22 protein-coding genes are annotated in these 22,658 nt (G+C 35.6%); 7 read left to right on the forward strand and 15 right to left on the reverse strand.

The window, feature by feature from the left end:
- Positions 1-67 precede the first annotated feature (67 nt).
- From L1S34_RS06455 to rsfS, 7 genes are all read right to left on the reverse strand, one after another.
- On the reverse strand, positions 68-838 hold the full coding sequence (locus L1S34_RS06455; RefSeq protein WP_236363315.1) for a superoxide dismutase: 771 nt from the start codon (positions 836-838) through the stop codon (positions 68-70).
- A gap of 6 nt (positions 839-844) precedes the next feature.
- On the reverse strand, positions 845-1,114 hold the full coding sequence (locus tag L1S34_RS06460; RefSeq protein ID WP_236363316.1) for an acyl-CoA-binding protein: 270 nt from the start codon (positions 1,112-1,114) through the stop codon (positions 845-847).
- Positions 1,114-1,767: a phosphatidylserine decarboxylase family protein gene (locus tag L1S34_RS06465; RefSeq protein ID WP_236363317.1), complete on the reverse strand. Its 654-nt coding sequence runs from the start codon at positions 1,765-1,767 to the stop codon at positions 1,114-1,116. Before L1S34_RS06465 ends, L1S34_RS06460 begins: the two co-directional genes overlap by 1 nt.
- On the reverse strand, positions 1,757-2,647 hold the full coding sequence (locus L1S34_RS06470) for a phosphatidate cytidylyltransferase (protein WP_236363318.1): 891 nt from the start codon (positions 2,645-2,647) through the stop codon (positions 1,757-1,759). Before L1S34_RS06470 ends, L1S34_RS06465 begins: the two co-directional genes overlap by 11 nt.
- Before the next feature lies 1 nt (position 2,648).
- The gene (locus L1S34_RS06475; protein ID WP_236363319.1) at positions 2,649-3,251 is read right to left on the reverse strand and encodes an LUD domain-containing protein; all 603 of its coding nucleotides are present in this window, start codon (positions 3,249-3,251) and stop codon (positions 2,649-2,651) included.
- 115 nt (positions 3,252-3,366) lie between these two features.
- On the reverse strand, positions 3,367-5,292 hold the full coding sequence (gene ftsH, locus L1S34_RS06480) for an ATP-dependent zinc metalloprotease FtsH (RefSeq protein ID WP_236363320.1): 1,926 nt from the start codon (positions 5,290-5,292) through the stop codon (positions 3,367-3,369).
- An 18-nt stretch (positions 5,293-5,310) separates the two neighbouring features.
- Positions 5,311-5,682 carry a ribosome silencing factor gene (rsfS, locus tag L1S34_RS06485; protein WP_166135181.1) on the reverse strand — a complete coding sequence of 124 codons (372 nt, stop codon included), beginning with the start codon at positions 5,680-5,682 and terminating at the stop codon, positions 5,311-5,313.
- Positions 5,683-5,777: 95 nt separating this feature from the next.
- On the opposite strand from rsfS, the gene L1S34_RS06490 reads away from it, so the two are divergent.
- The gene (locus tag L1S34_RS06490; protein WP_236363321.1) at positions 5,778-6,506 is read left to right on the forward strand and encodes a biotin--[acetyl-CoA-carboxylase] ligase; all 729 of its coding nucleotides are present in this window, start codon (positions 5,778-5,780) and stop codon (positions 6,504-6,506) included.
- Positions 6,507-6,563: 57 nt separating this feature from the next.
- Here L1S34_RS06490 and L1S34_RS06495 read toward each other — a convergent pair whose 3' ends face one another.
- Both L1S34_RS06495 and pyrE read right to left on the reverse strand, forming a co-directional pair.
- Positions 6,564-6,956 (reverse strand): SRPBCC family protein, encoded by a 393-nt coding sequence (locus tag L1S34_RS06495; protein ID WP_166135188.1) that lies wholly within the window; start codon positions 6,954-6,956, stop codon positions 6,564-6,566.
- 24 nt (positions 6,957-6,980) lie between these two features.
- Positions 6,981-7,628 (reverse strand): orotate phosphoribosyltransferase, encoded by a 648-nt coding sequence (gene pyrE, locus L1S34_RS06500; RefSeq protein ID WP_236363322.1) that lies wholly within the window; start codon positions 7,626-7,628, stop codon positions 6,981-6,983.
- A gap of 7 nt (positions 7,629-7,635) precedes the next feature.
- Here pyrE and L1S34_RS06505 point away from each other — a divergent pair, with 7 nt between their 5' ends.
- Positions 7,636-8,235: an NUDIX hydrolase gene (locus tag L1S34_RS06505; protein ID WP_236363323.1), complete on the forward strand. Its 600-nt coding sequence runs from the start codon at positions 7,636-7,638 to the stop codon at positions 8,233-8,235.
- 48 nt (positions 8,236-8,283) lie between these two features.
- Here the strand turns inward: L1S34_RS06505 and L1S34_RS06510 are convergent, their stop codons facing one another.
- Positions 8,284-10,017: a M14 family metallopeptidase gene (locus tag L1S34_RS06510; protein ID WP_370637580.1), complete on the reverse strand. Its 1,734-nt coding sequence runs from the start codon at positions 10,015-10,017 to the stop codon at positions 8,284-8,286.
- Between the two features lie 196 nt (positions 10,018-10,213).
- Between L1S34_RS06510 and L1S34_RS06515 the strand changes: the two genes are divergently transcribed.
- Complete coding sequence (locus tag L1S34_RS06515; protein ID WP_236363324.1) at positions 10,214-11,560, forward strand: DEAD/DEAH box helicase; 1,347 nt, start codon at positions 10,214-10,216, stop codon at positions 11,558-11,560.
- 338 nt (positions 11,561-11,898) lie between these two features.
- Here L1S34_RS06515 and L1S34_RS06520 read toward each other — a convergent pair whose 3' ends face one another.
- From L1S34_RS06520 to L1S34_RS06535, 4 genes are all read right to left on the reverse strand, one after another.
- Entirely contained in the window at positions 11,899-12,540 is a 642-nt protein-coding gene (locus tag L1S34_RS06520; protein ID WP_236363325.1) for a hypothetical protein, read from the reverse strand.
- 137 nt (positions 12,541-12,677) lie between these two features.
- Complete coding sequence (locus L1S34_RS06525) at positions 12,678-13,244, reverse strand: PhnA domain-containing protein (RefSeq protein WP_236363326.1); 567 nt, start codon at positions 13,242-13,244, stop codon at positions 12,678-12,680.
- A gap of 48 nt (positions 13,245-13,292) precedes the next feature.
- A complete protein-coding gene (coaD, locus tag L1S34_RS06530; protein WP_236363327.1) occupies positions 13,293-13,751 on the reverse strand; it encodes a pantetheine-phosphate adenylyltransferase in 459 nt (152 codons plus the stop codon).
- Between the two features lie 9 nt (positions 13,752-13,760).
- Positions 13,761-14,732, reverse strand: coding sequence for a D-alanine--D-alanine ligase (locus L1S34_RS06535; protein ID WP_236363328.1), 972 nt, complete (start codon positions 14,730-14,732; stop codon positions 13,761-13,763).
- 240 nt (positions 14,733-14,972) lie between these two features.
- Here L1S34_RS06535 and L1S34_RS06540 point away from each other — a divergent pair, with 240 nt between their 5' ends.
- From L1S34_RS06540 to L1S34_RS06550, 3 genes are all read left to right on the forward strand, one after another.
- Positions 14,973-15,599, forward strand: coding sequence for a PASTA domain-containing protein (locus L1S34_RS06540; RefSeq protein WP_236363329.1), 627 nt, complete (start codon positions 14,973-14,975; stop codon positions 15,597-15,599).
- Positions 15,589-16,635 carry an RluA family pseudouridine synthase gene (locus L1S34_RS06545; protein ID WP_166135221.1) on the forward strand — a complete coding sequence of 349 codons (1,047 nt, stop codon included), beginning with the start codon at positions 15,589-15,591 and terminating at the stop codon, positions 16,633-16,635. The genes L1S34_RS06540 and L1S34_RS06545 overlap by 11 nt, the downstream gene beginning before the upstream one ends.
- Positions 16,636-16,852: 217 nt before the next feature.
- On the forward strand, positions 16,853-19,324 hold the full coding sequence (locus L1S34_RS06550) for a zinc-dependent metalloprotease (RefSeq protein ID WP_236363330.1): 2,472 nt from the start codon (positions 16,853-16,855) through the stop codon (positions 19,322-19,324).
- A 49-nt stretch (positions 19,325-19,373) separates the two neighbouring features.
- Here the strand turns inward: L1S34_RS06550 and L1S34_RS06555 are convergent, their stop codons facing one another.
- Entirely contained in the window at positions 19,374-20,792 is a 1,419-nt protein-coding gene (locus L1S34_RS06555; RefSeq protein ID WP_236363331.1) for an adenosine deaminase, read from the reverse strand.
- Between the two features lie 320 nt (positions 20,793-21,112).
- Here L1S34_RS06555 and L1S34_RS06560 point away from each other — a divergent pair, with 320 nt between their 5' ends.
- Entirely contained in the window at positions 21,113-22,642 is a 1,530-nt protein-coding gene (locus L1S34_RS06560; RefSeq protein WP_236363332.1) for a SulP family inorganic anion transporter, read from the forward strand.
- The last annotated feature ends 16 nt before the right edge of the window (positions 22,643-22,658 follow it).

The raw sequence follows: 22,658 nt of genomic DNA on the forward strand, positions 1-22,658 counted from the left end.
TTACAGAGGTAGAAAATTAAATATAGTTTAAAAAGAAAGCTGCAGTCTCAATAGGCTGCAGCTTTTTTTATATTTGGGTGTTTTCAAAATTTTCTTGAATTTTTTTCCAATTGATAACATTAAAAAAGCCATCAATATAATTGGTTCTTCGGTATTGATAATCCAAGTAATAAGAATGTTCCCAAACATCAAGAGCCAAAATAGGTTTTCCTGGTACCAATGCATTTCGCATTAGCGGATTGTCTTGGTTTGCAGTTGTGGTGATAACTAATTTGTCGCTTCGATCTACAATAAGCCAAACCCAACCTGAACCAAAGTGTTTGGTAGCCTCGCTTTTAAATTGAGAAACAAACAAATCATACGACCCGAAGTCTTTATTTATAGCATCTAATAAAGTGCCAGTAGGTTGACCTCCGGATTTTGGAGCCATACACTTCCAGTACAAAGAATGATTATAATAACCGCCAGCATTGTTTCGTATCGCTGCATCGTTAGGGTCTAGTTTTGCGAGAACTTCCTCGATGGTAAGGTTTTCTAAAGCAGTCCCTACAAGTGCTTTGTTTAAGTTATTCGTGTATGTAAGGTAATGTTTGGAGTAATGTGTTTCTATTGTTTTAATACTGATACTTGGTGTTAGCGCATCATAACCATATGGTAGTTTTTCTATCTGAAATGAACCTGCATCAGCCACAACATCATCAGGATTTCCTACTACGGTTTTTTGTTCGGTCTCTTCTGGTAGAGGGACTTCAACCACTTCAATTAATTTATCGTCTTTGCATGCTTGCAATGAAACGCAACAAAACAAGATAGGAAGGATTACTTGTAATTTTCTCATCGTGTATTATTTTTGTAATAATGAATTTATGATTTCAATGTAATTTTCTTTGGCTTCATCCGCACTGAGATGACTAATTTGCATCCATGCGTTGGTTTTAAAAGCATCTCTTAAATGATAAGATGGGTTTTGCTTTAGATCAAGATAGCCAAAGGTCGCTTGTTTATAAAAAGCGTAGAGACGCAATTGCACGTCTTGAGGCAGCGATGCTTGTGTCATTTCCGAAGCTTTTTGTACTGCTTCTAAAAATCGATTTTCTAACGTAGCGTCAGTCATTATTTTGTTGTTGCAATAATAGTTTTTCCGCCAATCGCTTTTTGATTCAAAACCACATTTATTGGCGTTCCCAGAGGTAAAAACAAATCTACTCTTGAACCAAATTTAATGAAACCAGCATCGGTACCTTGAACAACTTGCATTCCTTGTTCAGCGTAATTAACAATTCTACGGGCAAGTGCTCCAGCTATTTGACGATATAATATTTCGCCAAAATTTTTATTTTCGATCACCACAGTAGTTCTTTCGTTTTCCTCGCTAGCTTTTGGATGCCAAGCAACTAAAAACTTACCCGGATGGTATTTACTAAATTTAATAACTCCGCTCATTGCGTAACGTGTTACGTGTACATTGATTGGTGACATAAATATTGAAACCTGTAATTTGTTTTCTTTAAAATATTCACCTTCGTAAACCTCTTCAATAACTACCACTTTACCGTCTACCGGTGCAATAATTTGATTTTCATTCAAGATTACACTTCTTTTAGGGTTTCTAAAAAATTGCAATATGATGATTAATAGTAGTAATGCAACTATTTGTATCGCCATTTTTAGCCAACTGCTTGTAATAAAATTGTCAGCTAACAACAGCACAACTGAGGTAAAAATTGTACCTAATAAAATTGACGGGGTTCCTTCTTTATGAAACATAATTTAAAATTTGATAAAATAAAAATATTAAAGGTGCTACAAATATAACACTATCTAGTCGATCTAGAATGCCTCCGTGTCCTGGCATGATGTTTCCGCTGTCTTTTACTGCAGCAATTCGTTTGAATTTAGATTCGATTAAGTCGCCAATAGTTCCTGCAACCCCTACAATTAAGGCAATTGAAGTCCAAATTAAAATAGATCTTTCGCTAAATTCGGGTTTCGCCTTAATGTAATATTTTGATATGAGATAACCAGCAACGATTGCAAATACAATTCCGCCAGCAAATCCTTCTATGGTTTTTTTTGGTGAAATTTTTTCTAGTAATTTAGTTCTTCCAATTGATTTACCAACGATGTAAGCAAAAGTGTCGTTAGTCCAGATCAAAATAAACAAACCAATGATGATTTTTGGATTGTAGTCATTAATTCCGAATGAAATCTTTGTGATAAAAATGAAAGGTAAGATAATATATCCTAGTAAATACAAGTACTTAGACGATGTGCTTATAGATTGAATTTTATCATAAAATAAAAACAAAATACACTTGATTGACACTACCAACGTTGTTACCAAAAGAACGATGTTAAGTTGCTCAATATTTACTTTTAGCGAGAGCTTCGTGTCAAATTGTTCATTGATGAAATTTTCGGTTACATCATTGTAATGACTTAGAAGTGTAATACTAGTGTACGAGATTGCTGCAAATAAAAGGGGGAATATTTTTTGTATATGAACCAAATTACAAAATTCGTATACAGCAATAAGAAGGAATAATCCAAAAAGAATAAAAAAAGTTTCGGTCGAATATAAAATAGAACTGATTAATAAAACTATGTAAACAACTCCTGATATCCCTCGTTTTAGAGTTTCATTCATTTTATAGATCTTCTAATAGCAACAAATACAAGTTTTTTGCAGAACTTCCGTATTGTGTAAAATCTTCTTCTTTTGCTTTTTCGAAATATTTTATAGTCGTAATATTGGTAGGCAAATCGCGTTCGTATTTCTTTTTAATTGCGCTCAAGCCATCGCTTTTTGTAGCAACAATTTCGCTTGTTTTGGCAATGACAATGATATTGGCAGGCAAATCATTTGGCTTATTTTGCTTGATTTGTTTTGATGAAAAAAGAATAGAACCTTCTTCAGCAATTAAACTTTCGCATGTAGCAATTAGAAATTTTGGATTATTAATTCCTGTGTAAGGTAATTTATTGTCTTCTAATAATGGGAATAAAGTTGGGTTAAAGCATAAAACTTCGTTTTCAAACCAGTCATTTTCCTCTAAGATGTTTTCAAATTGTTCTTTTACTTCATGTGAATTTTCACAATATAAGAACTTGCCGCCATTCTTTTTGAAGTTGAAAATAAAGTGTTCGTCAATAGATATTGCTTTTTCAGAAGCAGAAAGGTTAAATTCACTTTCTTTCTCCTCTTCAGAAGTAGGTTGATTGGAACTAAAAAATTTTCTAAAAAGACTCATATTTTTGTAAACGGCTATAATTTGTATTTGAGAACGTCCAAAGATAAAAAAATCTTAATTCAAAAGTAGATTTTGAATTAAGATTTTAAGAATATTTGAAAAAAGGCTCTAATTTTTAGGAAACCACTTCACTTAGATTTTTATCAAAAGTACGTTTTCCGAAGATTGCTTCAAGGTCGTCTTTAAAAATAACTTCTTTCTCAATCAGGATATCCGCCAGTTGGTTTAGCTTGTCTTTGTTTTCTTCTAGAATTTGAATGGCTCTTTGATACTGGCCCTCAATTAGTAATGAAATTTCAGTATCAATAACTTTTGCAGTTTCTTCTGAATATGGTTTTGAAAAATTATATTCACTTTGACCTGTTGAGTCGTAATAAGTAACATTTCCAATTTTATCATTCAAACCATAAACCGTTACCATTGCTCTCGCTTGTTTGGTTACTTTTTCAAGATCGCTTAATGCTCCAGTTGAAATTCTATTAAAAGTGACCTTTTCAGCAGCTCTTCCTCCCATGGTAGCACACATTTCGTCGAGCATTTGGTCTGGTCTCACAATTAAACGTTCTTCCGGTAAGTACCATGCCGCTCCTAAACTTTGTCCTCTTGGTACAATAGTTACTTTGATTAGCGGTGCTGCGTGCTCTAACATCCAACTAACTGTAGCGTGTCCCGCTTCGTGTATGGCAATTGCTTTTTTCTCTTCTGGAGTAACAATTTTATTTTTCTTTTCTAAACCTCCTACAATACGGTCTACCGCATCCAAGAAATCTTGTTTTTCAACTGCAGACTTGTTGTTACGGGCAGCAATTAAAGCTGCTTCGTTACAAACATTTGCAATGTCAGCTCCTGAGAATCCTGGAGTTTGTTTTGCTAAAAAGTCAGTATCTAAACCTTCTGCTTTTTTCAGAGCAGCCAAGTGTACTTGAAAGATTTCAGCACGTTCTCTAATGTCTGGTAAGTCTACGAAGATTTGTCTGTCAAAACGTCCAGCACGCATCAAAGCCTTATCTAATACATCAGCGCGGTTGGTAGCTGCTAAAACAATTACGTTTGAGTTGGTTCCAAAACCATCCATCTCTGTTAATAATTGATTTAAAGTGTTTTCACGCTCATCGTTTCCGCCTGACATGTTACTTTTTCCTCTTGCTCTACCTACGGCATCAATTTCGTCAATAAAAATGATAGCTGGAGATTTTTCTTTAGCTTGTTTAAACAAATCACGTACTCTTGAAGCACCAACACCTACGAACATCTCTACAAAGTCAGATCCTGACATTGAAAAGAAAGGCACTTGAGCTTCACCAGCTACGGCTTTGGCCAATAAGGTTTTACCTGTTCCAGGTGGTCCTACTAAAAGGGCTCCTTTTGGAATCTTACCACCTAAATTGGTATATTTCTCAGGGTTTTTAAGGAATTCTACAATTTCTTGAATTTCCTCTTTAGCTCCTTCTAAACCAGCAACATCTTTAAATGTGGTTTTAATATCCGTTTTTTCGTCGAAAAGTTTCGCTTTTGATTTGCCAATGTTGAAAATTTGTCCTCCGCCACCAGCACCTCCGCCTGACATTCTTCTCATTACAAAAAGCCAAACAGCAATGATTACAATTATAGGTAGTAAACTAAAGAAGATGTCCGACCAATTATTTTGTACTTTGAAATTAAAGTCTTTTAATTTTCCTTCTTTAACTGCTTTTTCAAGTTTATTTTGAAAGATTTGATCATTACCAATTTCAAAAGTGTAGTGCGGGCCTTTGTTTGGCTCGTTAAAAACATCTTTTGCTACTTTTTTATGAGTTAGGTCTTTGATAGCAGCTGGAGTTAAAAAAACTTCCGCTTCTGCTTTATTATAAACAATTACGCGCTCAATTTGACCTTTTTCTAGATATTCGTTGAATTTAGAAGAAGTTAATTGTCCCGGTTCGCTTAAGCTAGAACCACCAGTCATGAAACTAATGAACAGCAATATTAAAATTACAGCAGTGTAAAGCAGCCAAGGGCTTACTTTAAACTTATTTGGGTTTGGATTGTTTTCTTTGGCCATTACTATGGATGTGTGTCTTTAGTATTTGTTTTCTATGGTTGTTATTTTAGCATCGCCCCATAAACTTTCGATGTTGTAATACTCTCTGATGTGTTTTTGAAATACATGCACTACGATATTTACGTAATCCATCAAAACCCATTCGGCATTATCAGTTCCTTCAACATGCCAAGGCTTGTCTTTCATTTCTTTTGAAACCGTTTTTTGGATAGAGTTTACAATGGCGTTTACTTGAGTGTTAGATCCACCGTTCGAGATTACAAAATAATCGCACACTGAGGTATCGATATCTCTTAAGTCCAAGATGGTAATGTCATTTCCTTTTACTTCTTCAATTCCTTTAATGATATTTGCCAAAAGCAAGTCATTATTTATAGTCTTTTTCGCCATGAATTATTTTTATATAAGTTTGTAAAGTTACCATTTTTTGTGGTTATTTTTGAACCTTAACACAAGTTTAAATTCTGTTTCACAAAATAATGTTTATGAAAGTAATCAAACTCGATGCCATAGATTCTACAAATGAGTTCTTAAAAGGCTTGGCAAATAAACAAGAGGTTGATAATTATACGATTGTTACGGCTAAAAATCAAACAAAAGGGAAAGGGCAAATGGGCTCCGTTTGGAATACAGAATTGGGTAAAAATCTAATAATGAGTATTTTGGTTAAAGATTTCTTGTCGGATATTAATCGTTTGTTCGATTTAAACATTGCTGTTGCAGTAGCGGTTCATTCGGTTTTAAAGGAAATGGATATTCCTGAATTGAGTATAAAATGGCCTAACGACATAATGTCATACAATAAAAAAATTGGTGGCATTTTAATAGAAAACAGTATTAAAAGTGATGCGACATTTAGCTCTATTGTTGGTCTTGGTCTTAATGTGAATCAAACTAATTTTGAAATGTTGCCTAAAGCGTCATCTTTAGCGTTGGTGACCAATTGTAACTTTGAAGTGGATAGTTTAGCTGTCAAAATTGGTGAAGCCATTTTTAAAATAACTTCAGATATGAAGAGAAACTCAGCTTTTTATTGGAATCAATACGATGGAGTTTTGTTCAAAAAAGGAGTTCCTATGGCATTTGAAGCACCGTTAAAAGGTCGTTTTATGGGTATAATTACGGGAGTCTCTCCAATTGGAAAATTGCAAATAATGCTAGAGGATGATACAGTTGAAGAGTTTGATATTAAAGAAGTTCAAATGTTGTATTAATAAAAAAGTCTTCTAGCTATTGCGAGAAGACTTTTTGTATTTTGATAATTTTTGAATTTATAGTTTTGGCATGTTCGTAGCCAAAGTTTCAATGAATTTTCCAATTGGTCCTTTAATCATCATGGCCATCATTGGGTTAAAGTCTCCTTCGAAATCTAATTTTACAGCACTACTTTGTTCCGTTAGTGCTTCAATCGTAGCTACTAAAGTGAAAGGTAATTTATCACTAGCAGCTCCTAGAACAATTTTACTTGGTGCTACTTTTTCTTTCATTTTTAATTTGATTTCTGGCATGCCTTTAAGTCCAAATATAAAAGCATCATCGCCTAGTACTTCAAATTTTGCTATATTTTCAGGCATCAGTTTTTCAAAATTCTTTACATCGCTCAAAGCAGTAAACAGTTCTTGAGCTGATTTTTCTACGGTAACTTTTGGACTTTCTAAATTCATTGGTGTATTTATTAGATTTGGGTTTTAAACTTCAACATTCCAGGTAGATGGACTTTGGTTCCATTCTCTTAATGTTTGCTCTTCTTCCTCGGTGATGTAACGCTTCGCCACAGCCAAATTAAGTAAGTTTTGATAGTTACTTAAAGTGTACAAATCTAAGTTTGCAGTTTTAAAGTTAGCATCAGCTACTGGAAATCCATAAGTGAAAATGGCAGCCATTCCTTTGATGTTAGCACCAGCGGCACGAAGAGCTTCAACTGCTAGTAAACTGCTGTTTCCAGTACTTATTAAATCTTCAACAACTACTACGTTTTGACCTTTTTGTAAAAAACCTTCTACTTGATTTTGCCTACCATGTTTTTTTGGCTCTGGGCGCACGTAAACAAAAGGTAAACCCATGCTTTCAGCTACAAGCATTCCAATACCAATGGCGCCTGTTGCTACTCCAGCAATAACATCTGGTTTTCCAAATTGTTTTTCGATGTTCTTTGAAAATTCATCGCGAACATAATTTCGTACCGCTGGGAATGAGAGTATTAAGCGGTTGTCACAATAAATAGGTGATTTCCATCCTGAAGCCCATGTAAAAGGATTTCTTGGATTCAATTTAATTGCATTTATTTGCAATAGAAATTCGGCTGTTTTTTCGGCTGTATCTTTATTAAAAATCATAGTACAAATGTATAAAGTTTTTGTTAACGACAAGCCACTTTTTTTGACAAATGAGATCTCTAAGGAGACTGATTTTCAATTGTTTTTATTGGAGAGTATTGATATTGAGCAACTTATTGTGAAAATATTTCAAAATAAAATTAATAAGGCCTATTTGTACCATCCAGACGAAAGCTTGATTTTGAAGACCTTAAAAGCTAAGATTCCTGTTTGTAAAGCGGGCGGTGGTTTGGTTTACAATAAAAAAGGTGAGGTTTTATTTATTTTTCGAAATGGAAAATGGGATTTACCGAAGGGTGGAATCGAAAAAGGAGAGGATATTGAAGATACTGCTATGCGCGAAGTAGAGGAAGAAACGGGCGTAAACAAATTAAATATTGGCCACAAATTACAAAAAACCTACCACGTTTTCAGGCGAAATGGAAAATACAAATTGAAAATTACGCATTGGTTCGAAATGCAATCTGATTTTGAAGGAACACCACAAGGTCAATTAGAGGAAGGAATTGAAAAAGTTGCGTGGTTGAACCCAGAACAAATTAAGGAAGCACTGACAAACTCCTATGAAAATATCAAATTACTTTTTCAAGAAGAGAAAGTAATTTGATTGAACTCAAAAATAAAAGTCCCCAAATGAATTCTTTGGGGACTTTTTTTATGGTTTCATGATTCGATAAATAGGATACTGTAAATGCGCTTTTTCGTAATAGATCGAATTTTTATATATCCAATCGAGTTGTGCCTCTGGACTGCCAGCAAATTTAGGATCACTTTGTTTTTTGCTTTCTAGCTTCGATTTTAAATCTGGATTTTTTTGTAGCAGTTGGGCTGCCGTATCTTCAAATACGTAGTCAGAGTAACCTTCTTTTTGTTGTAACATAGTATCGAAGAAATTCCAATTGAAAAATGAATCCATCGCTTCAGGCTCCAACGCTTCGAGCAAATATTTTATCCCTTTTTGGTTGGTAGGTACATAGAAATCTCCTTTAGCGAAAGCCTTTTGTTGTATAGTGCTTGTTACAGAAGTATTTCTATGCAAGTAATGTCCTTCGTATGCAGATGATCCTGTTTTATAATCGGCAATGCGGTAGCTTTCTACTGAAATTACAGTGTCTTTTGGTAAAACTTTGAATTCGATATTGTTGGTTTTTAAAACATCTATTACATGCCAAAAACCTCTCGGAATAATGTACGCTTCAGGAATTGTTACCTCCTTGGTAGCTTTGTATTCTTTTTGGTAAGGAACGTCTTTTTTAAATGGTTTGTTACGGTCGTAAAATAAACGTTTACCTGTTGTAGCATCACTTTTTTTATAACCAGCTTCATATCCTAGGAAAGAAAAATTGGTGGTTTTTGTGCTGTCAATTTCCCATTTAATCGCATATTTTTTACCTGCTTGGTATTGTTTTTCGTTTTGCAAACGGAGCTCATTTATCTTGGCGTAATTGGCATCGGTATAGTCGATTGTAGAGCGCATGTATTCATAAGTAACTTTTACACGTTCAGCATATTTTTTCAGCATGTGGGTTTCTACCACAAAACCAAGCGTGTTGTACAATGAGGTATAGCCTGTAGCAAATCTCGGACTCTCAAAAAATTGTGCAAATCCCTTATCCGGCGTGTCTTGAAAAGTATTTACGTAAGGAGTTGATTCAATTTTTTTCTTTTGTAAATCTTGTACAACGGCAGGCATCATTTCGGTGTTTAAAAAACCTCCTAAAACAGTTCCTAATTTATTATGCTGTGTCATTATATAGGTAAGTTTGTATTGGTAATCAGCGCCATTACTCACGTGATTGTCAATGAACACATCGGCGTTTATTTTATGAAAAATAGAAACAAAACTTTTGGTATTTCTAGTGTCCGATTTCATGAAATCTCGATTAAGATCATAGTTTCTGGCGTTTCCGCGAAAGCCATATTCTTCGGGTCCATCTTGGTTGGCTCTTGTGCTAGAGTTTCTATTTAATGCGCCGCCGATGTTGTAAACAGGTATGCAAACTAAAACCGTATTTTTTGGTGCTTTTACTTTACCTGTTGCTAAGTCGCGGTACAATTGCATGCTGGCATCAATCCCGTCTGGCTCTCCTGCATGTATACCATTATTGATTAAAATGACAGCTTTATTTTTTTTGATGTCTTCAAAATTGAAGTTTTTTTCAGGATTAAAAATGACAATATGCAAAGGTAATCCGCTATCCGTTAAACCCATTTCTTGTATTTCAATGGTAGGAAAATCTTGTGCCAATAATTGGTAGTAAGCAATAGTTTCGGCGTAGGTTGCAGACTGGTTTCCGTTTCCTTTTTCAAAAACTGTAGCGTATTTATTTTGGGCTTGACCCCAACTGCATACCATTAGGAATAAGAGATAAATAGGAAGGTTTTTCATGATTTTAGGTTAAAAATAGTGTCCCAAATGTAGCTTTTTTTATAAAATTCTCAGTGAAGTTCTTTAAAAAAGTAGCTGCCTTTTGCTCTAACGAAGAAATGATAATGTATAATTGTTGCCAGGTGGTTTTGCAAAAACAAATAGCAGCTCATGAGTTTAGTCGTTTTTTAAAATTATCTTTGCACAAATTTAAAATATGAATACAAAGCAATCCGCTACCACGACACTTTCCAATTTAGGCATTACAAGTTGGAATGAAATGCAAGAAGTTGCACACGATACCATTTTAAACGAAAACAATACTTTGCTGCTTTCGCCAACAGGTTCGGGTAAAACACTCGCATTTTTACTTCCTGTTTTTGAACTTTTGCAAGCTGAAATTTTATCGGTTCAATGTTTGATTTTGGTTCCTTCTCGCGAATTAGGTCTTCAAATTGAGCAAGTTTGGAAAAAAATGGGCACCTCATACAAGGTTAATACTTGTTATGGCGGGCACTCTATTGAAACCGAAATAAAAAATTTAAGCAATCCGCCAGCAGTTTTAATTGGAACTCCAGGTAGAATTGCTGATCATATTGATCGTGGTACTTTTCGTTTGGATAAAATTCAAACTATTGTTTTGGATGAATTTGATAAATCGCTTCAATTAGGTTTTCATGAGCAAATGTCCTATATCATTGGGCAATTGACTAAGGTGAACAAAAGAGTTCTTGTGTCGGCTACGTCAGATATTGAGATTCCGAAATACACTCGCGTGGTTAATCCTGTGGTTTTAGATTTTATTCCTGAAGAAGAGACGGTTTCTAACTTATCAATGAAAATGGTTTTATCTAAAGAAAAAGATAAAATAAACACCTTGTTTCAACTGATTTGCTCTTTGAAGTCAGAAGCTGCAATTGTGTTTTGCAACCATCGCGATGCAGCAGAACGAATTAGCGATACTTTAAATGAAAAGGGAATTTACGCTACGTACTATCATGGCGGAATGGATCAAGAGGAGCGAGAGCGAGCCTTGATACAGTTCAGAAATGGCAGCATGAGTTATTTAATTACAACTGATTTAGCCGCACGCGGACTCGATATTCCTGAAATGAAACACGTTATTCATTATCATTTACCTGCTAAGGAAGACGAGTTTACACACCGAAACGGGCGTACTGCACGTATGCAAGCTTCTGGTACTGCCTATATTGTAGCGCACGAAAGTGAAAAAAAATTGGATTATCTAGATTATTTTATGGAAGTTTTGACAGTAGATCAAGCCAAAGCATTGCCAAAACCGCCGCAATTTCAAACCATTTACATTAGTGGCGGAAAGAAAAATAAGTTAAATAAAATTGATATTGTTGGTTTCTTTTCGCAGAAAGGAAAACTCGAAAAAGGTGATTTAGGACTTATCGAAGTAAAAGATTTTATCTCGTTTGCAGCTGTAAAATTCAACAAAGTAAAAGATTTGTTGCATGCAATTAAAGACGAAAAAATGAAGGGTAAAAAGTTTAAAATTGAAGTAGCCCGAAAAGTGATTAAGAAAGAAGAGGAGTAAGTTTTTTAGTGCTCAGTCTCAGTTTACAGTCTCAGTTTGCAGTCTCAGTATTCAGTCTCAGTTTGCGGTTACAATAGTAGTGTTCATAAAAAAAACCGTTGCTAGTAAATTTAATTTATTAGCAACGGTTTTTAGCTTTACGGTAGTTTTTAAGTATGTCTTTGTTGTTCAAATATTTGGGAAATGGAGAGTATTTGGTGTATACGGTCCGCTGCTTCTCGAGTGTTACGAACTTAGGAACTTTTTATTTTCTGTGAAAGATAAAAATTCTTGCGAAACGTAATCCTGAACTTACCACAAAATTCCCAATTGCGAGAAACGGATTTAGTAGAAGTTTTTTAACTTACCCAAGTTCCAAACTTTTTTACAATTATCCATTTTTCATTTATTTTTTTCAAGAAGATAGCTTTTCCATGTCCACAAAGAGCTCCGCAGTGATAACCTAATTCAACATAAGCTTTTCGATTGTCCAGCGAAAAAATTGGAATAGTCATTTCATAAAAACGATAGTTTTTACCTTTTTTGCGTTTGATGTTTTCTTTCTCAAAAGAGGTTGTATTTATATTAATTAGAAGTAGTTTGTCTATTTTGAATATGGAAGGCTTGGAGTTTTGTGCAATTAAATTAGATGAATCTTTTTTTGCAAAGAATATTTCGTCGTTTATTTTATCATTCAATAGTTCAGTCAAATAGATACGGCCTGGTGCAAGAGGTGGAGTTAATCCATTCGCCTGTTTTTCTGGGAAATCTATTGGTAATCTTGTTAATTCATCGCATAGATAATTTGAATAATCAGCAGATTTTAAAACTTCTAAACTGTCTTGTGTTATTATAGCTTCAACAATTGAGTTAATATCTTTTACTTCTGATAAACTAAATTGTTTTGCAATAAGTTTTATATTCTTTTCGGAATTTTCATTTTTGTTATTACAACCTATAATAAAAAGTGAAAATGCTAGTATAATTATCGATTTGTTCATTTATATGCGGATGTCTTAAAATTTCTGCTAACTCTTCGTTACGACTTAGATTGCAAACTGATTTCTCCACTTTAATTACTGTGCTCTGAGACTGCGATTGCAAACTGAGTGCTGCGACTGCGACTGCAAACTTTCAACTATGTTTTCTTCACGTATTGTGTTATGATAACAATAGTTTGTCCGTCAACGCGTCCTTCGATATATTCGGCGTTTTCATGATCTAATCTGATGTTACGCACTGCTGTACCTTGCTTGGCAACCATACTAGAACCTTTTACTTTTAGGTCTTTGATTAAAACTACTGAATCGCCTGTTTGTAAAACTACACCATTGCTATCGCGATGCACTATTTTATTTTCATCCTCTTGACCTTCGCCTGTTGCTTGTGCCCACGCTAATGTTTCTTCGTCAAGGTACATTTGTTCTAGCAATTCTTGATTTCCTAAACGGCTTAACATTCGCCATGATAATACTTGAACTGCTTCGTGTTCGCTCCACATACTATCGTTTAAGCATCGCCATGAATTTGGATCCATAGTTTCGGCTTGCTCGATTTGTGCAATTAAGTTTTTCGAGATTAGTACGTTTTCATCGAGTCCGCCACGGCGTGTAGGAGTGAGGGTGTATACTTGTAGGTCTTCGGTAACGCCTGATAGTTCACACTTTCCGCCACTTCGTTTCATTAATTCTCTTTCGATGCTCATTGTTTTTGTTGTTGTTTTTGTTGCGAAAATTCGCTTTTTAAAATAAAATTATTTGGTTACTCGAACCGCATCAGGAACTAGCATTTCGTATTGTCCGTTGTTGCGAATGACATCGCGAACAATACTTGAGCTAATGTAAGATGTCTTGGCGGCAGTTAGTAAAAATACGGTTTCAATCTTTGCGAGGCGTCTGTTGGTGTGTGCGATTGCTTTTTCAAACTCGAAATCTGCAGGGTTACGAAGACCTCTAAGAATAAAATTGGCATTGAGTTTTCGGCACAAGTCAGTAGTCAATCCCTCGTAGGTGATCACTGAAATTTTAGGTTCGTGTTGAAAAGTTTCTTCGATAAATCGTTTTCTATCTTCTAGTGAGAACATGTATTTTTTTTCGGCATTAACGCCAATGGCGATCACGATTTCATCAAAAAGAGGCAAGCTCCGTTTAATGATGTCTTCATGACCAAGTGTAATTGGGTCAAACGAACCCGGAAATATGGCTTTTCTCATGGTAGAGGGTTATGCTAATGCCAATTCGATGGCGTTGGTAAACAAGTCTGTTAGTTCAATTCCTGCCGCTTTGGCCTGTTGCGGAATTAAACTTTCGGTGGTTAAACCCGGAATGGTATTCATTTCGAGCATGTGTGGCTCGCCGTCAACAATAATAAATTCGCTACGGGAGAAACCTTTCATTTTAAGCACTTCGTAGGCGCGTTTTGCAATAGCTCCCACTTTTTGAGTCATTTCGTCAGAGATTCGTGCAGGTGTAATTTCTTGTGATTTGCCTAAGTATTTTGCTTCGTAGTCGAAGAAATCATTTTCGGAGACAATTTCGGTAATTGGCAAAACTGTAATGGCGCCTTGGTAATTGATAACTCCAACAGAAACTTCGGTTCCATCCAGAAAACTCTCAATTATAATTTCGTTATCTTCTTTGTAAGCCGTTTCAATTGCAGTTGGCAATTCGGCTTCTGTTTTTACTTTTGAGATTCCGAAACTTGAACCTGCTTTATTTGGTTTTACAAAACAAGGCAATCCTACTTTGTTTACAATGGCGGTTGTATCAACTACATCGCCTTTGTTTAGGTAATAAGAAGTTGCGGTTTTGATCCCGTAGGGTTTTAAAACTGAAAGCAAGTCTCTTTTATTGAAGGTAAGTGCTGCTTGGTAATAATCACAGGCAGTTTGCGGAATTTGCAATAATTCGAAGTAAGCTTGCATTAAACCATCTTCGCCCGGCGTACCGTGAATGGCGTTAAATACACAATCGAAACTTATTTTTTGTCCAGCAACAGTAACCGAAAAATCATTTTTATCGATTGGAAATTCTTTATCTTGTGCATCAACATAAACCCATTTTTCCTTGAAGATGTGAATACGAAAGCTGTTGTATTTGGTTTTGTCTAAGTAGTGGTACACGACATTGCCGCTGATTAAAGATATTTTGTATTCGCTGGAATACCCGCCCATGATGATGGCAATGTTTTTCATTTTTTACTGTTTTAATTGAGTTCTTTTAAGCACCAAATAGCCTATTTACTACTGTTTTGAATTAGCCCCGATAGCAGCGGTATCCTTTGGTTTTTTTGTCAAAAAAAAGCAAAGATACAAGCGAATAGCGGGAAAAAGCTCCTAAAAAAAGGAGTTGTTTGTGCTAAAAACGATTAAACAAAATTATCATTTTTTTTGAAACGAAATAGGTTTATCTTTGTGGCATATAAAAATAAATTTATGAGTTTACGGAAGTATCTTACTAGTCGCGTTTTCTTTGGACAAGTCTTTGTTGCATTAGCTATTATTGCTGCTTTGGGTTATTTTTTCATGCATTGGCTCACGTTTACAACCGATCATGGCAATGAAATTTCGGTTCCTAATTTGAGTAAATTGACCGAGGAGCAGGTAGAAGAAAAATTAGACGAGCTAGATTTAGACTATGTTTTACTTGATAGTGTGGATTTTAGAAGCGATTTTCCGCAGTATAGTGTGGTGGAACAAGATCCTTTGCCAGGAACTAAAGTAAAAGTTGGGCGCAAGATTTACATTAAAATAAATACTGCCGGATACTCATCAGTTCGTATTCCTGATTTGGTAAACAAAACCTACCGTGAGGCTGTGCCAACCTTAAAAGCGCTTGGTCTTGAAGAAGGAAATATTACCTATGTACCCAATTTAGGTAAAGATATGGTGCTAGAAATGCGTTACAAAGGACGTAATTTGAAGGCAGGAGATCGTGTTTTAAAATCCAGTAAGATTGATTTAGTACTTGGTGATGGGAAAATGAGCTATGAAGAAGAAGAGAGTGCTGCTGATACTTTGGCTGCACCGCTAGAAGAAGAAATACCAGTTGATGAACAATAATATAGAAACACTAGATTTAGAAGACGAGTTATTTGAACATTTCAGGTTTGAAGTTCCTAAAGGCCAAGCGTCCTTGCGAATTGATAAATACTTGATGAGCCTTATTCAAAATGCGACTCGCAACAAAATACAAACGGCAGCAGCAGAAGGAAATATTTTTGTGAATGATGCTATCGTAAAATCCAATTATAAAGTTAAGCCTTTTGATGTGGTGCGTGTGATGCTTTCGCACCCGCCATATGAAAATCATATCATTCCGGAGAACATTCCGCTTGATATTGTTTATGAAGATGATACTTTATTGTTAATCAATAAATTGCCAGGAATGGTGGTGCATCCTGGTCATGGTAATTACACAGGAACTTTGGTGCATGCCTTGGCTTATCATTTTGATAATTTACCAATGAATAGTAGCGAGCGTCCAGGTTTGGTACATCGTATTGACAAGGATACTTCGGGTTTATTAGTGGTTGCTAAAACTGAGGCGGCGATGACACACTTGGCGAAACAATTTGAAGCAAAAACTTCAGAGCGCGAATATATTGCCCTAGTTTGGGGTAATGTTGCTGATGATGCGGGAACGATAGAAGGAAACCTAGCCAGACACTTGAAAGATCGTATGCAAATGGCAGTATTTGCTGATCCAGAAATTGGTAAACCTGCGATTACCCATTACAAAGTTTTAGAACGATTTGGTTACGTTACACTTGTTTCTTGTCAGTTAGAAACAGGACGTACGCACCAAATTAGAGCGCACATGAAACATATTGGACATCCTTTGTTTAATGATGAGCGTTACGGTGGTCATTTAATTTTAAAAGGAACAACTTTTACAAAGTACAAGCAATTTATTGAAAACTGTTTTAAGGCATTGCCTAGGCAAGCATTGCATGCCAAAACGCTCGGTTTTATTCATCCTACAACAGGAGAAATGATGCGTTTTGATACTGAATTGCCTGAAGATTTTGTAAATTGTATCGAAAAATGGCGAGGTTACTCAAAGTCGCACCAAACGGATGATGAAAGTGAAGATTAATTCAATCGAAACTCATACAAAACCCAAAGCAACATTAGCTTTGGGTTTTTTTATGCTTTTTTTGGAAGAGTCGATACTTCAATTTTACTGCTTCAACTTACATACGAAATCCAATAAATCAACCGTTGTTAATTAAAAGTTAAACCACTGAATACTATTCATTTTTAGAATGCTTCCCTCTATTTTTGATATTGATTAACCAAAAAATAACCACTAAATGAAGAAAGTTTTCATTTTATCAGCGATTGCTGCGCTTGCCCTTGCTCCACCTGCTGTTTATGCGCAGTCAAAAAAGAAAAAAGACAAAAATGCTGTTGCTGTAGCGCCATTGCCAGAGAAAAAACCAGAATCGGCTATTAAGGATTACAGTAAAGTGATCACCAAAGATGCCATCAGCGATACTGGTTTGTTTACCGTGCACAAAGTAGATAAAAAATATTTTTTTGAAATCCCGAATACCCTCTTGAATAAAGACATGCTTTTGGTGAGTAGATTATCAAAACTACCTGCTAATTTGGGTGGTGGTTATGTCAATGCAGGTTCAGAAACCAATGAACAGTTGATTGTTTGGCAACGCTTTCAAGATAAGATTGTCATCAAAATTAAATCATTTAATGCCGTGGCAAATGACAGTTTGCCTATTAGCATTTCAGTAAAAGCAAACAATTATGAGCCAACTTTATTCGCATTTGATATTGTGGCTTTTAGTAAGGATTCGGCAAATACAGTAATTGATGTAAGCAAGTTTTATGGTACTGATGTAAAAGCAATCAGCGGACTATCAGCCGATATGCGTGAAACTTATAAAGTACGTGGGTTGGATGAATCACGTAGTTTTATCAATACGATGAAAAGTTTCCCTATGAATATTGAAGTCATTCAGGACTTTAGTTACAATGCGGCCAAACCACCTGTGCAAGGAGATGCGGAGACCATTAGTATTCAAATGAATCAATCTATGATTTTGTTGCCAGAAAAGCCTATGCAACCTCGTTTGGCTGATCCGCGAGTGGGTTGGTTCACCATAGATCAAATTGATTATGGAAGTAACGAATTGAAGTCGGATGTGAAAACCTATATTCGCAGATGGCGTTTAGAGCCAAAAGATCCTGTCGCTTACGCAAAAGGAGAGCTCGTTGAACCAGTAAAACCAATTGTATATTATCTTGATCCTGCAACTCCAGAAAAATTGCGCAAATACATCAAGCAAGGTATTGAAGATTGGCAAAAGCCTTTTGAAACCGCCGGATTTAAAAATGCAATTATTGCTAAAGATCCACCTACAAAGGAGGAAGATCCTGATTTTAGTCCAGAAGATATTCGCTACTCTGTAATTCGTTATGTAGCAAGTACCACCCGAAATGCGGTAGGGCCAAGTGTATCTGACCCAAGAACAGGTGAAATTATCGAAAGTGATGTTATTTGGTACCACAACCATTTGCGTTCATATAGAAACCGTTATTTATTAGAAACTGGAGCGGCTAATCCAACCGCGCGAACTTTGCAAACAAGTGATGAGGAAATGGGCGATATGATGCGCATGGTAATCGCACATGAAGTAGGACATGCACTAGGATTTCCGCACAATATGGGAGCGAGTTGTGCTTACGATACAGAATCATACCGTAATGGTGAATTCACACAAAAAAACGGAATTGCAGCGAGTTTGATGGATTATGCGCGTTTTAACTACATCGCACAACCAGGTGATAAAAATGTTCGATTCATCCGTCAAATGGGACCTTATGATCATTACGCTACCAACTGGGGTTATCGTTTTATTCCACATGCATCTTCGCCAGAAGCTGAAGTTTCCACTTTAGACAAGTGGATTATGGAAAAAGCGGACAATCCTATTTATAAGTTCGGAAAACAAAGCAGTAGTTTTGATCCTACTTCGCAAACCGAAGATATTGGAAACAGTTCCATGAAAGCAAGTACATACGGACTTAAAAATCTGCAATATGTTGCTGCACATTTACACGAGTGGACAAGTGATAAAACCAATAATTACGATGATTTAGATGAATTGTATAAAGAAATGCTCGATGTTTGGGGACGTTATGTAGGACACGTAGTGACAAATGTAGGAGGTGTTTTTGAAGCGACGAAAAAACCAAACCAGAAAGGGATGATTTATGAAGTGGTTTCAAAAGCACAGCAACAAGAAGCTATGCAATGGTTGCAAGCAAATGCTTTTGCATCGCCAACTTGGTTGGTTAACGTGAGTACTTTACGCAATATTGATTACGCTGGTTATACAGAGCGTTTCAGAAGTTTACAGGTACGCCACTTAAACAATGTGATGAGTTTTGATCGTTTAGGGCGTTTATTAGATGCAGAAATTCAGGGAAATAATAATTACAAAGCGCTGGATTTATTAGGTGACATGCGCAAAGGAATCTGGAAAGAAGCTTCAGCTGGTAGTAATGTAACTATTTATAGAAGAAATTTACAAAGAGCCTACATTGAGCGTATGGGCTTTTTGATGAAAGAAGAAATAAAAGGCGGTCGTCCTTCAGAATATTTTAATGTAGCGCAATCAGATGTTCGTGCTTTAGTACGTGGTGAGTTGGTTGCTTTAAAAGCAACACTTAATATTGCCAAAGCTGCAGCTGTAAATACGGAAACAAAATATCATTATGCTGATGCAATAAAGAGAATTGATCTTATTTTAAATCCTTCATAGCTTTAAACGGCACAAAAAAAATCTGCTTTCGAGCAGATTTTTTTTTGTTTTATTGCTTCGTGAATTCTTTTTCAAAAGTAGTAAATCGCATTTCTAAATCTGCCAGTAATTGTGCTCTAACTGAAGCTGATTTTATAAAGCTAAATTTGATGCTATTGTACACAAATTGTTTAATGTCTTGATACGAAATATCTTTATATCTTTTTGCCAATAGTACATATTGTTCGGTCATATTAGTTCGTAAAATTCCTGCATCATCGGTGCTAATTACAATTGGAACTCCAAATTTTTTATACAAGGAAAGTGGATGACGATTTTCTTTGACCTTCAAAATAAATTCATTACTCACTAAATTAATCTCAATAGGAATATCTTTTTGTGCCATGTGACGAAGCAATTCGTATGAATCTTTTTCATAAGGCATGTCTACACCGTGGCCAATTCTATGGGCGCCAGCGGTATGTACTGCCGCGCCAATATGCCAAGTTAATTCTTCAGGTTGAACCAATCCTAACGTAAGCTCACCAGCGTGCATGGTATATTTTACATTCGGGTATTTTGAGTTACAAAATTTAAACATCATCATGTGCAACCAATAATCTTTCATCGAAGTTTCGCCGTCTTCTGGTGATACAATATTGACACCAGCCATCAAATCACTTTCATTGGCAGAGATGAATGCAATAACCAAATTTTTAAACAAATCAACAGGTTCCATAAAACGCAACACAAAATTTTGATAACGCATTGTAAATTGAGCATCATCAATTTTTAGATCGTTGTGTAACTTGGTAACAAAATTATTGTTGAATTCTTTAGCATAATTGTTAGCATTTTTTTGAAGGATGCTCTTATACATTAGGTCTAAAGTTTTCAATACTTCTTTCTCATTTTTAGCTAGAGCATACTCACGAAGTTTGGCGTTAAAAGTAACCAAATCATCCGTATTCATGGTGTTAGGAATGGTTGAGAGTTGCGTTTCAATGTAGCTCACATTCTCAGCAATTGCTCTTTTTTTCAACTCCAATAATCCCTGTCCGAAATTACCTTTAATGGCTGGTTCAAATTTCATGAAGGATTCGAAAAATAACTTATCAGAAGGATAATCAACATAATTATAGTCTTTGATAGACCATTTCTGCATGATTTTTTGCTTGTAAAACTCTAAAGTACCGTTGGCTTTGAGTTCGGAAAATAATTTCCAATTTCCCATAGATTCTTTTTCCTTGCGTACGTCCATGCTTTCGGTATTTAGGTAAAAGTCTGTTTGGATTGCATGCTGCAGTAAAGGTTCTGCGTAAATAGAACCTGAAAAATGATGGTGTAAGTCGCCACCTTTTGGCATTTGAGAGAAAAAAGCAGTCAGTTCTGCTTCGTTGTCTCTTATTTTTTCAAAATACTCACTTACGGATTGCGAGTAGCCGGCTGTTACAGTTAAGAACAACAATAGTGTTGGTAATATTTTCATAGATATTGGTAATAGTGTCAAGTAGTTTTACCAAAGAAATTGCTCGCACGCTGTTGAAAGCATTTTTTGTTTTCGTTTTTTTAGACTCGAAACTTAATTTTTTGCAGTACTAGCAGTAAAAAAATGGTAAACTGGCGCAAAGTTAAACAATTTCTGCGGTAGTTTTGGTATTCCTTTAAAAAGTTTCACCTTTGCACTTTTACCAATTAATGTCAATTTGGACCTAATTTATCAATTTACTGATTTCAGAATACGAACTTCACGAGGTTTAAAAAGTCAGTGACAATTTCCCCCAAACATTTATTTATTGCACAATTTTTATGAAACAACAATTTAATCTTTTTGATTTTTCACAAAAAGTAAATTATAAAACTGAACTGCTTGCCGGTTTTACAGTTGCCATGACCATGATTCCTGAATCGTTATCTTTTGCTATTTTGGCAGGTTTTTCGCCTTTGTCAGGACTTTATGCTGCTTTTATTATGGGGTTAGTTACCGCAATTTTTGGAGGTAGACCCGGAATGGTTTCTGGTGGAGCAGGAGCAACAGTAATTGTTCTTATTGCTTTGATGCAATCGCATGGAATAGAATATGTATTTGCGGCAGTAGCACTTGCTGGTGTTATGCAAATTGCAGTGGGTATTTTTAAATGGGGTAAATTTATCCGATTAGTGCCTCAGCCAGTTATGTTTGGTTTTGTAAACGGACTTGCAGTTATAATTTTTATGTCGCAACTTAATCAGTTCAAAACTGGTTTAGCACCAGCTACGCAATGGTTACAAGGATCACCTTTATGGATAATGCTCGGATTAGTAGGACTTACTATTGCTATAGTTTTACTTTTTCCTAAAATATCGAAAGCCATTCCATCTTCTTTAGTTGCCATTGCGATTGTTTTTGTGATTGTTTATTGTGGTGAAATTGATACCAAGACCGTGGGCGACATTGCTGCAGTAAGCGGAGGTTTACCACCTTTTCATATTCCGAATATCCCTTTTACCTTTTATACCTTGCAAATCGTATTCCCTTATGCTGTAATTATGGCAGCGGTAGGTTTAACCGAAGGTTTACTTACTCTAAATTTAGTTGATGAAATCACTCAAACCAAGGGTGATGGAAATAGAGAGAGTATTGCGCAAGGAAGTGCTAACATCTTAAACGGTTTTTTCTTTGGAATGGGAGGTTGTCCTATGATTGCTCAAACATTGGTTAATTTAAATGCGGGTTCTAGGACGCGGTTGTCAGGAATCATTGCATCCTTAACCATCTTATTCATTGTGTTGGTTGGTGCACCAGTAATTGAACTTTTACCTATGGCAGCACTTGTGGGTGTGATGATAATGGTAGCCATAGGAACATTTGAATGGTCGAGTTTCAAGATTATTAATAAAATGCCGAAACAAGATATTTTTATTGGTATTGTAGTGGCAGTCATTACTATTGTGTTACATAATTTAGCTTTGGCTGTTTTGATTGGTGTTATAATTTCTGCTCTAGTTTTTGCTTGGGAAAGTGCTAAAAGAATTCGTGCTAAAAAACATATCGATGATCAAGGGGTAAAGCACTATGAACTGTACGGGCCTTTATTCTTTGGATCGACTGTTGCTTTTATTGAAAAATTCGACGTGTTAAATGATCCTGTAGAAGTAATCATTAATTTTAAAGACAGTAAAATTTGCGATATGAGTGCGATTGATGCCGTACATAAAGTGACAATGCTATACGCTGCCCAAAATAAAACAGTCCGTTTGCAACATCTAAGCCCTGATTGTGTGCGATTATTAGAAAATGCAGCCGCAGTTATTGATGTAAATATTCTTGAAGATCCTCTATATCAGGTTCTCGAATAATTTAGTAGAAGTTAAA

The organism is Flavobacterium sp. K77 (genome assembly GCF_021608205.1).
Lineage (GTDB): Bacteria > Bacteroidota > Bacteroidia > Flavobacteriales > Flavobacteriaceae > Flavobacterium > Flavobacterium turcicum.

Excerpts from the sequence above, each read along its gene's own strand:
- L1S34_RS06455 (WP_236363315.1), bottom strand. The coding sequence starts at position 838 with ATGAGAAAATTACAAGTAATCCTTCCTATCTTGTTTTGTTGCGTTTCA.
- L1S34_RS06460 (WP_236363316.1), bottom strand. The coding sequence starts at position 1,114 with ATGACTGACGCTACGTTAGAAAATCGATTTTTAGAAGCAGTACAAAAA.
- L1S34_RS06465 (WP_236363317.1), bottom strand. The coding sequence starts at position 1,767 with ATGTTTCATAAAGAAGGAACCCCGTCAATTTTATTAGGTACAATTTTT.
- L1S34_RS06470 (WP_236363318.1), bottom strand. The coding sequence starts at position 2,647 with ATGAATGAAACTCTAAAACGAGGGATATCAGGAGTTGTTTACATAGTT.
- L1S34_RS06475 (WP_236363319.1), bottom strand. The coding sequence starts at position 3,251 with ATGAGTCTTTTTAGAAAATTTTTTAGTTCCAATCAACCTACTTCTGAA.
- ftsH (WP_236363320.1), bottom strand. The coding sequence starts at position 5,292 with ATGGCCAAAGAAAACAATCCAAACCCAAATAAGTTTAAAGTAAGCCCT.
- rsfS (WP_166135181.1), bottom strand. The coding sequence starts at position 5,682 with ATGGCGAAAAAGACTATAAATAATGACTTGCTTTTGGCAAATATCATT.
- L1S34_RS06490 (WP_236363321.1), top strand. The coding sequence starts at position 5,778 with ATGAAAGTAATCAAACTCGATGCCATAGATTCTACAAATGAGTTCTTA.
- L1S34_RS06495 (WP_166135188.1), bottom strand. The coding sequence starts at position 6,956 with ATGAATTTAGAAAGTCCAAAAGTTACCGTAGAAAAATCAGCTCAAGAA.
- pyrE (WP_236363322.1), bottom strand. The coding sequence starts at position 7,628 with ATGATTTTTAATAAAGATACAGCCGAAAAAACAGCCGAATTTCTATTG.
- L1S34_RS06505 (WP_236363323.1), top strand. The coding sequence starts at position 7,636 with ATGTATAAAGTTTTTGTTAACGACAAGCCACTTTTTTTGACAAATGAG.
- L1S34_RS06510 (WP_370637580.1), bottom strand. The coding sequence starts at position 10,017 with ATGAAAAACCTTCCTATTTATCTCTTATTCCTAATGGTATGCAGTTGG.
- L1S34_RS06515 (WP_236363324.1), top strand. The coding sequence starts at position 10,214 with ATGAATACAAAGCAATCCGCTACCACGACACTTTCCAATTTAGGCATT.
- L1S34_RS06520 (WP_236363325.1), bottom strand. The coding sequence starts at position 12,540 with ATGAACAAATCGATAATTATACTAGCATTTTCACTTTTTATTATAGGT.
- L1S34_RS06525 (WP_236363326.1), bottom strand. The coding sequence starts at position 13,244 with ATGAGCATCGAAAGAGAATTAATGAAACGAAGTGGCGGAAAGTGTGAA.
- coaD (WP_236363327.1), bottom strand. The coding sequence starts at position 13,751 with ATGAGAAAAGCCATATTTCCGGGTTCGTTTGACCCAATTACACTTGGT.
- L1S34_RS06535 (WP_236363328.1), bottom strand. The coding sequence starts at position 14,732 with ATGAAAAACATTGCCATCATCATGGGCGGGTATTCCAGCGAATACAAA.
- L1S34_RS06540 (WP_236363329.1), top strand. The coding sequence starts at position 14,973 with ATGAGTTTACGGAAGTATCTTACTAGTCGCGTTTTCTTTGGACAAGTC.
- L1S34_RS06545 (WP_166135221.1), top strand. The coding sequence starts at position 15,589 with ATGAACAATAATATAGAAACACTAGATTTAGAAGACGAGTTATTTGAA.
- L1S34_RS06550 (WP_236363330.1), top strand. The coding sequence starts at position 16,853 with ATGAAGAAAGTTTTCATTTTATCAGCGATTGCTGCGCTTGCCCTTGCT.
- L1S34_RS06555 (WP_236363331.1), bottom strand. The coding sequence starts at position 20,792 with ATGAAAATATTACCAACACTATTGTTGTTCTTAACTGTAACAGCCGGC.
- L1S34_RS06560 (WP_236363332.1), top strand. The coding sequence starts at position 21,113 with ATGAAACAACAATTTAATCTTTTTGATTTTTCACAAAAAGTAAATTAT.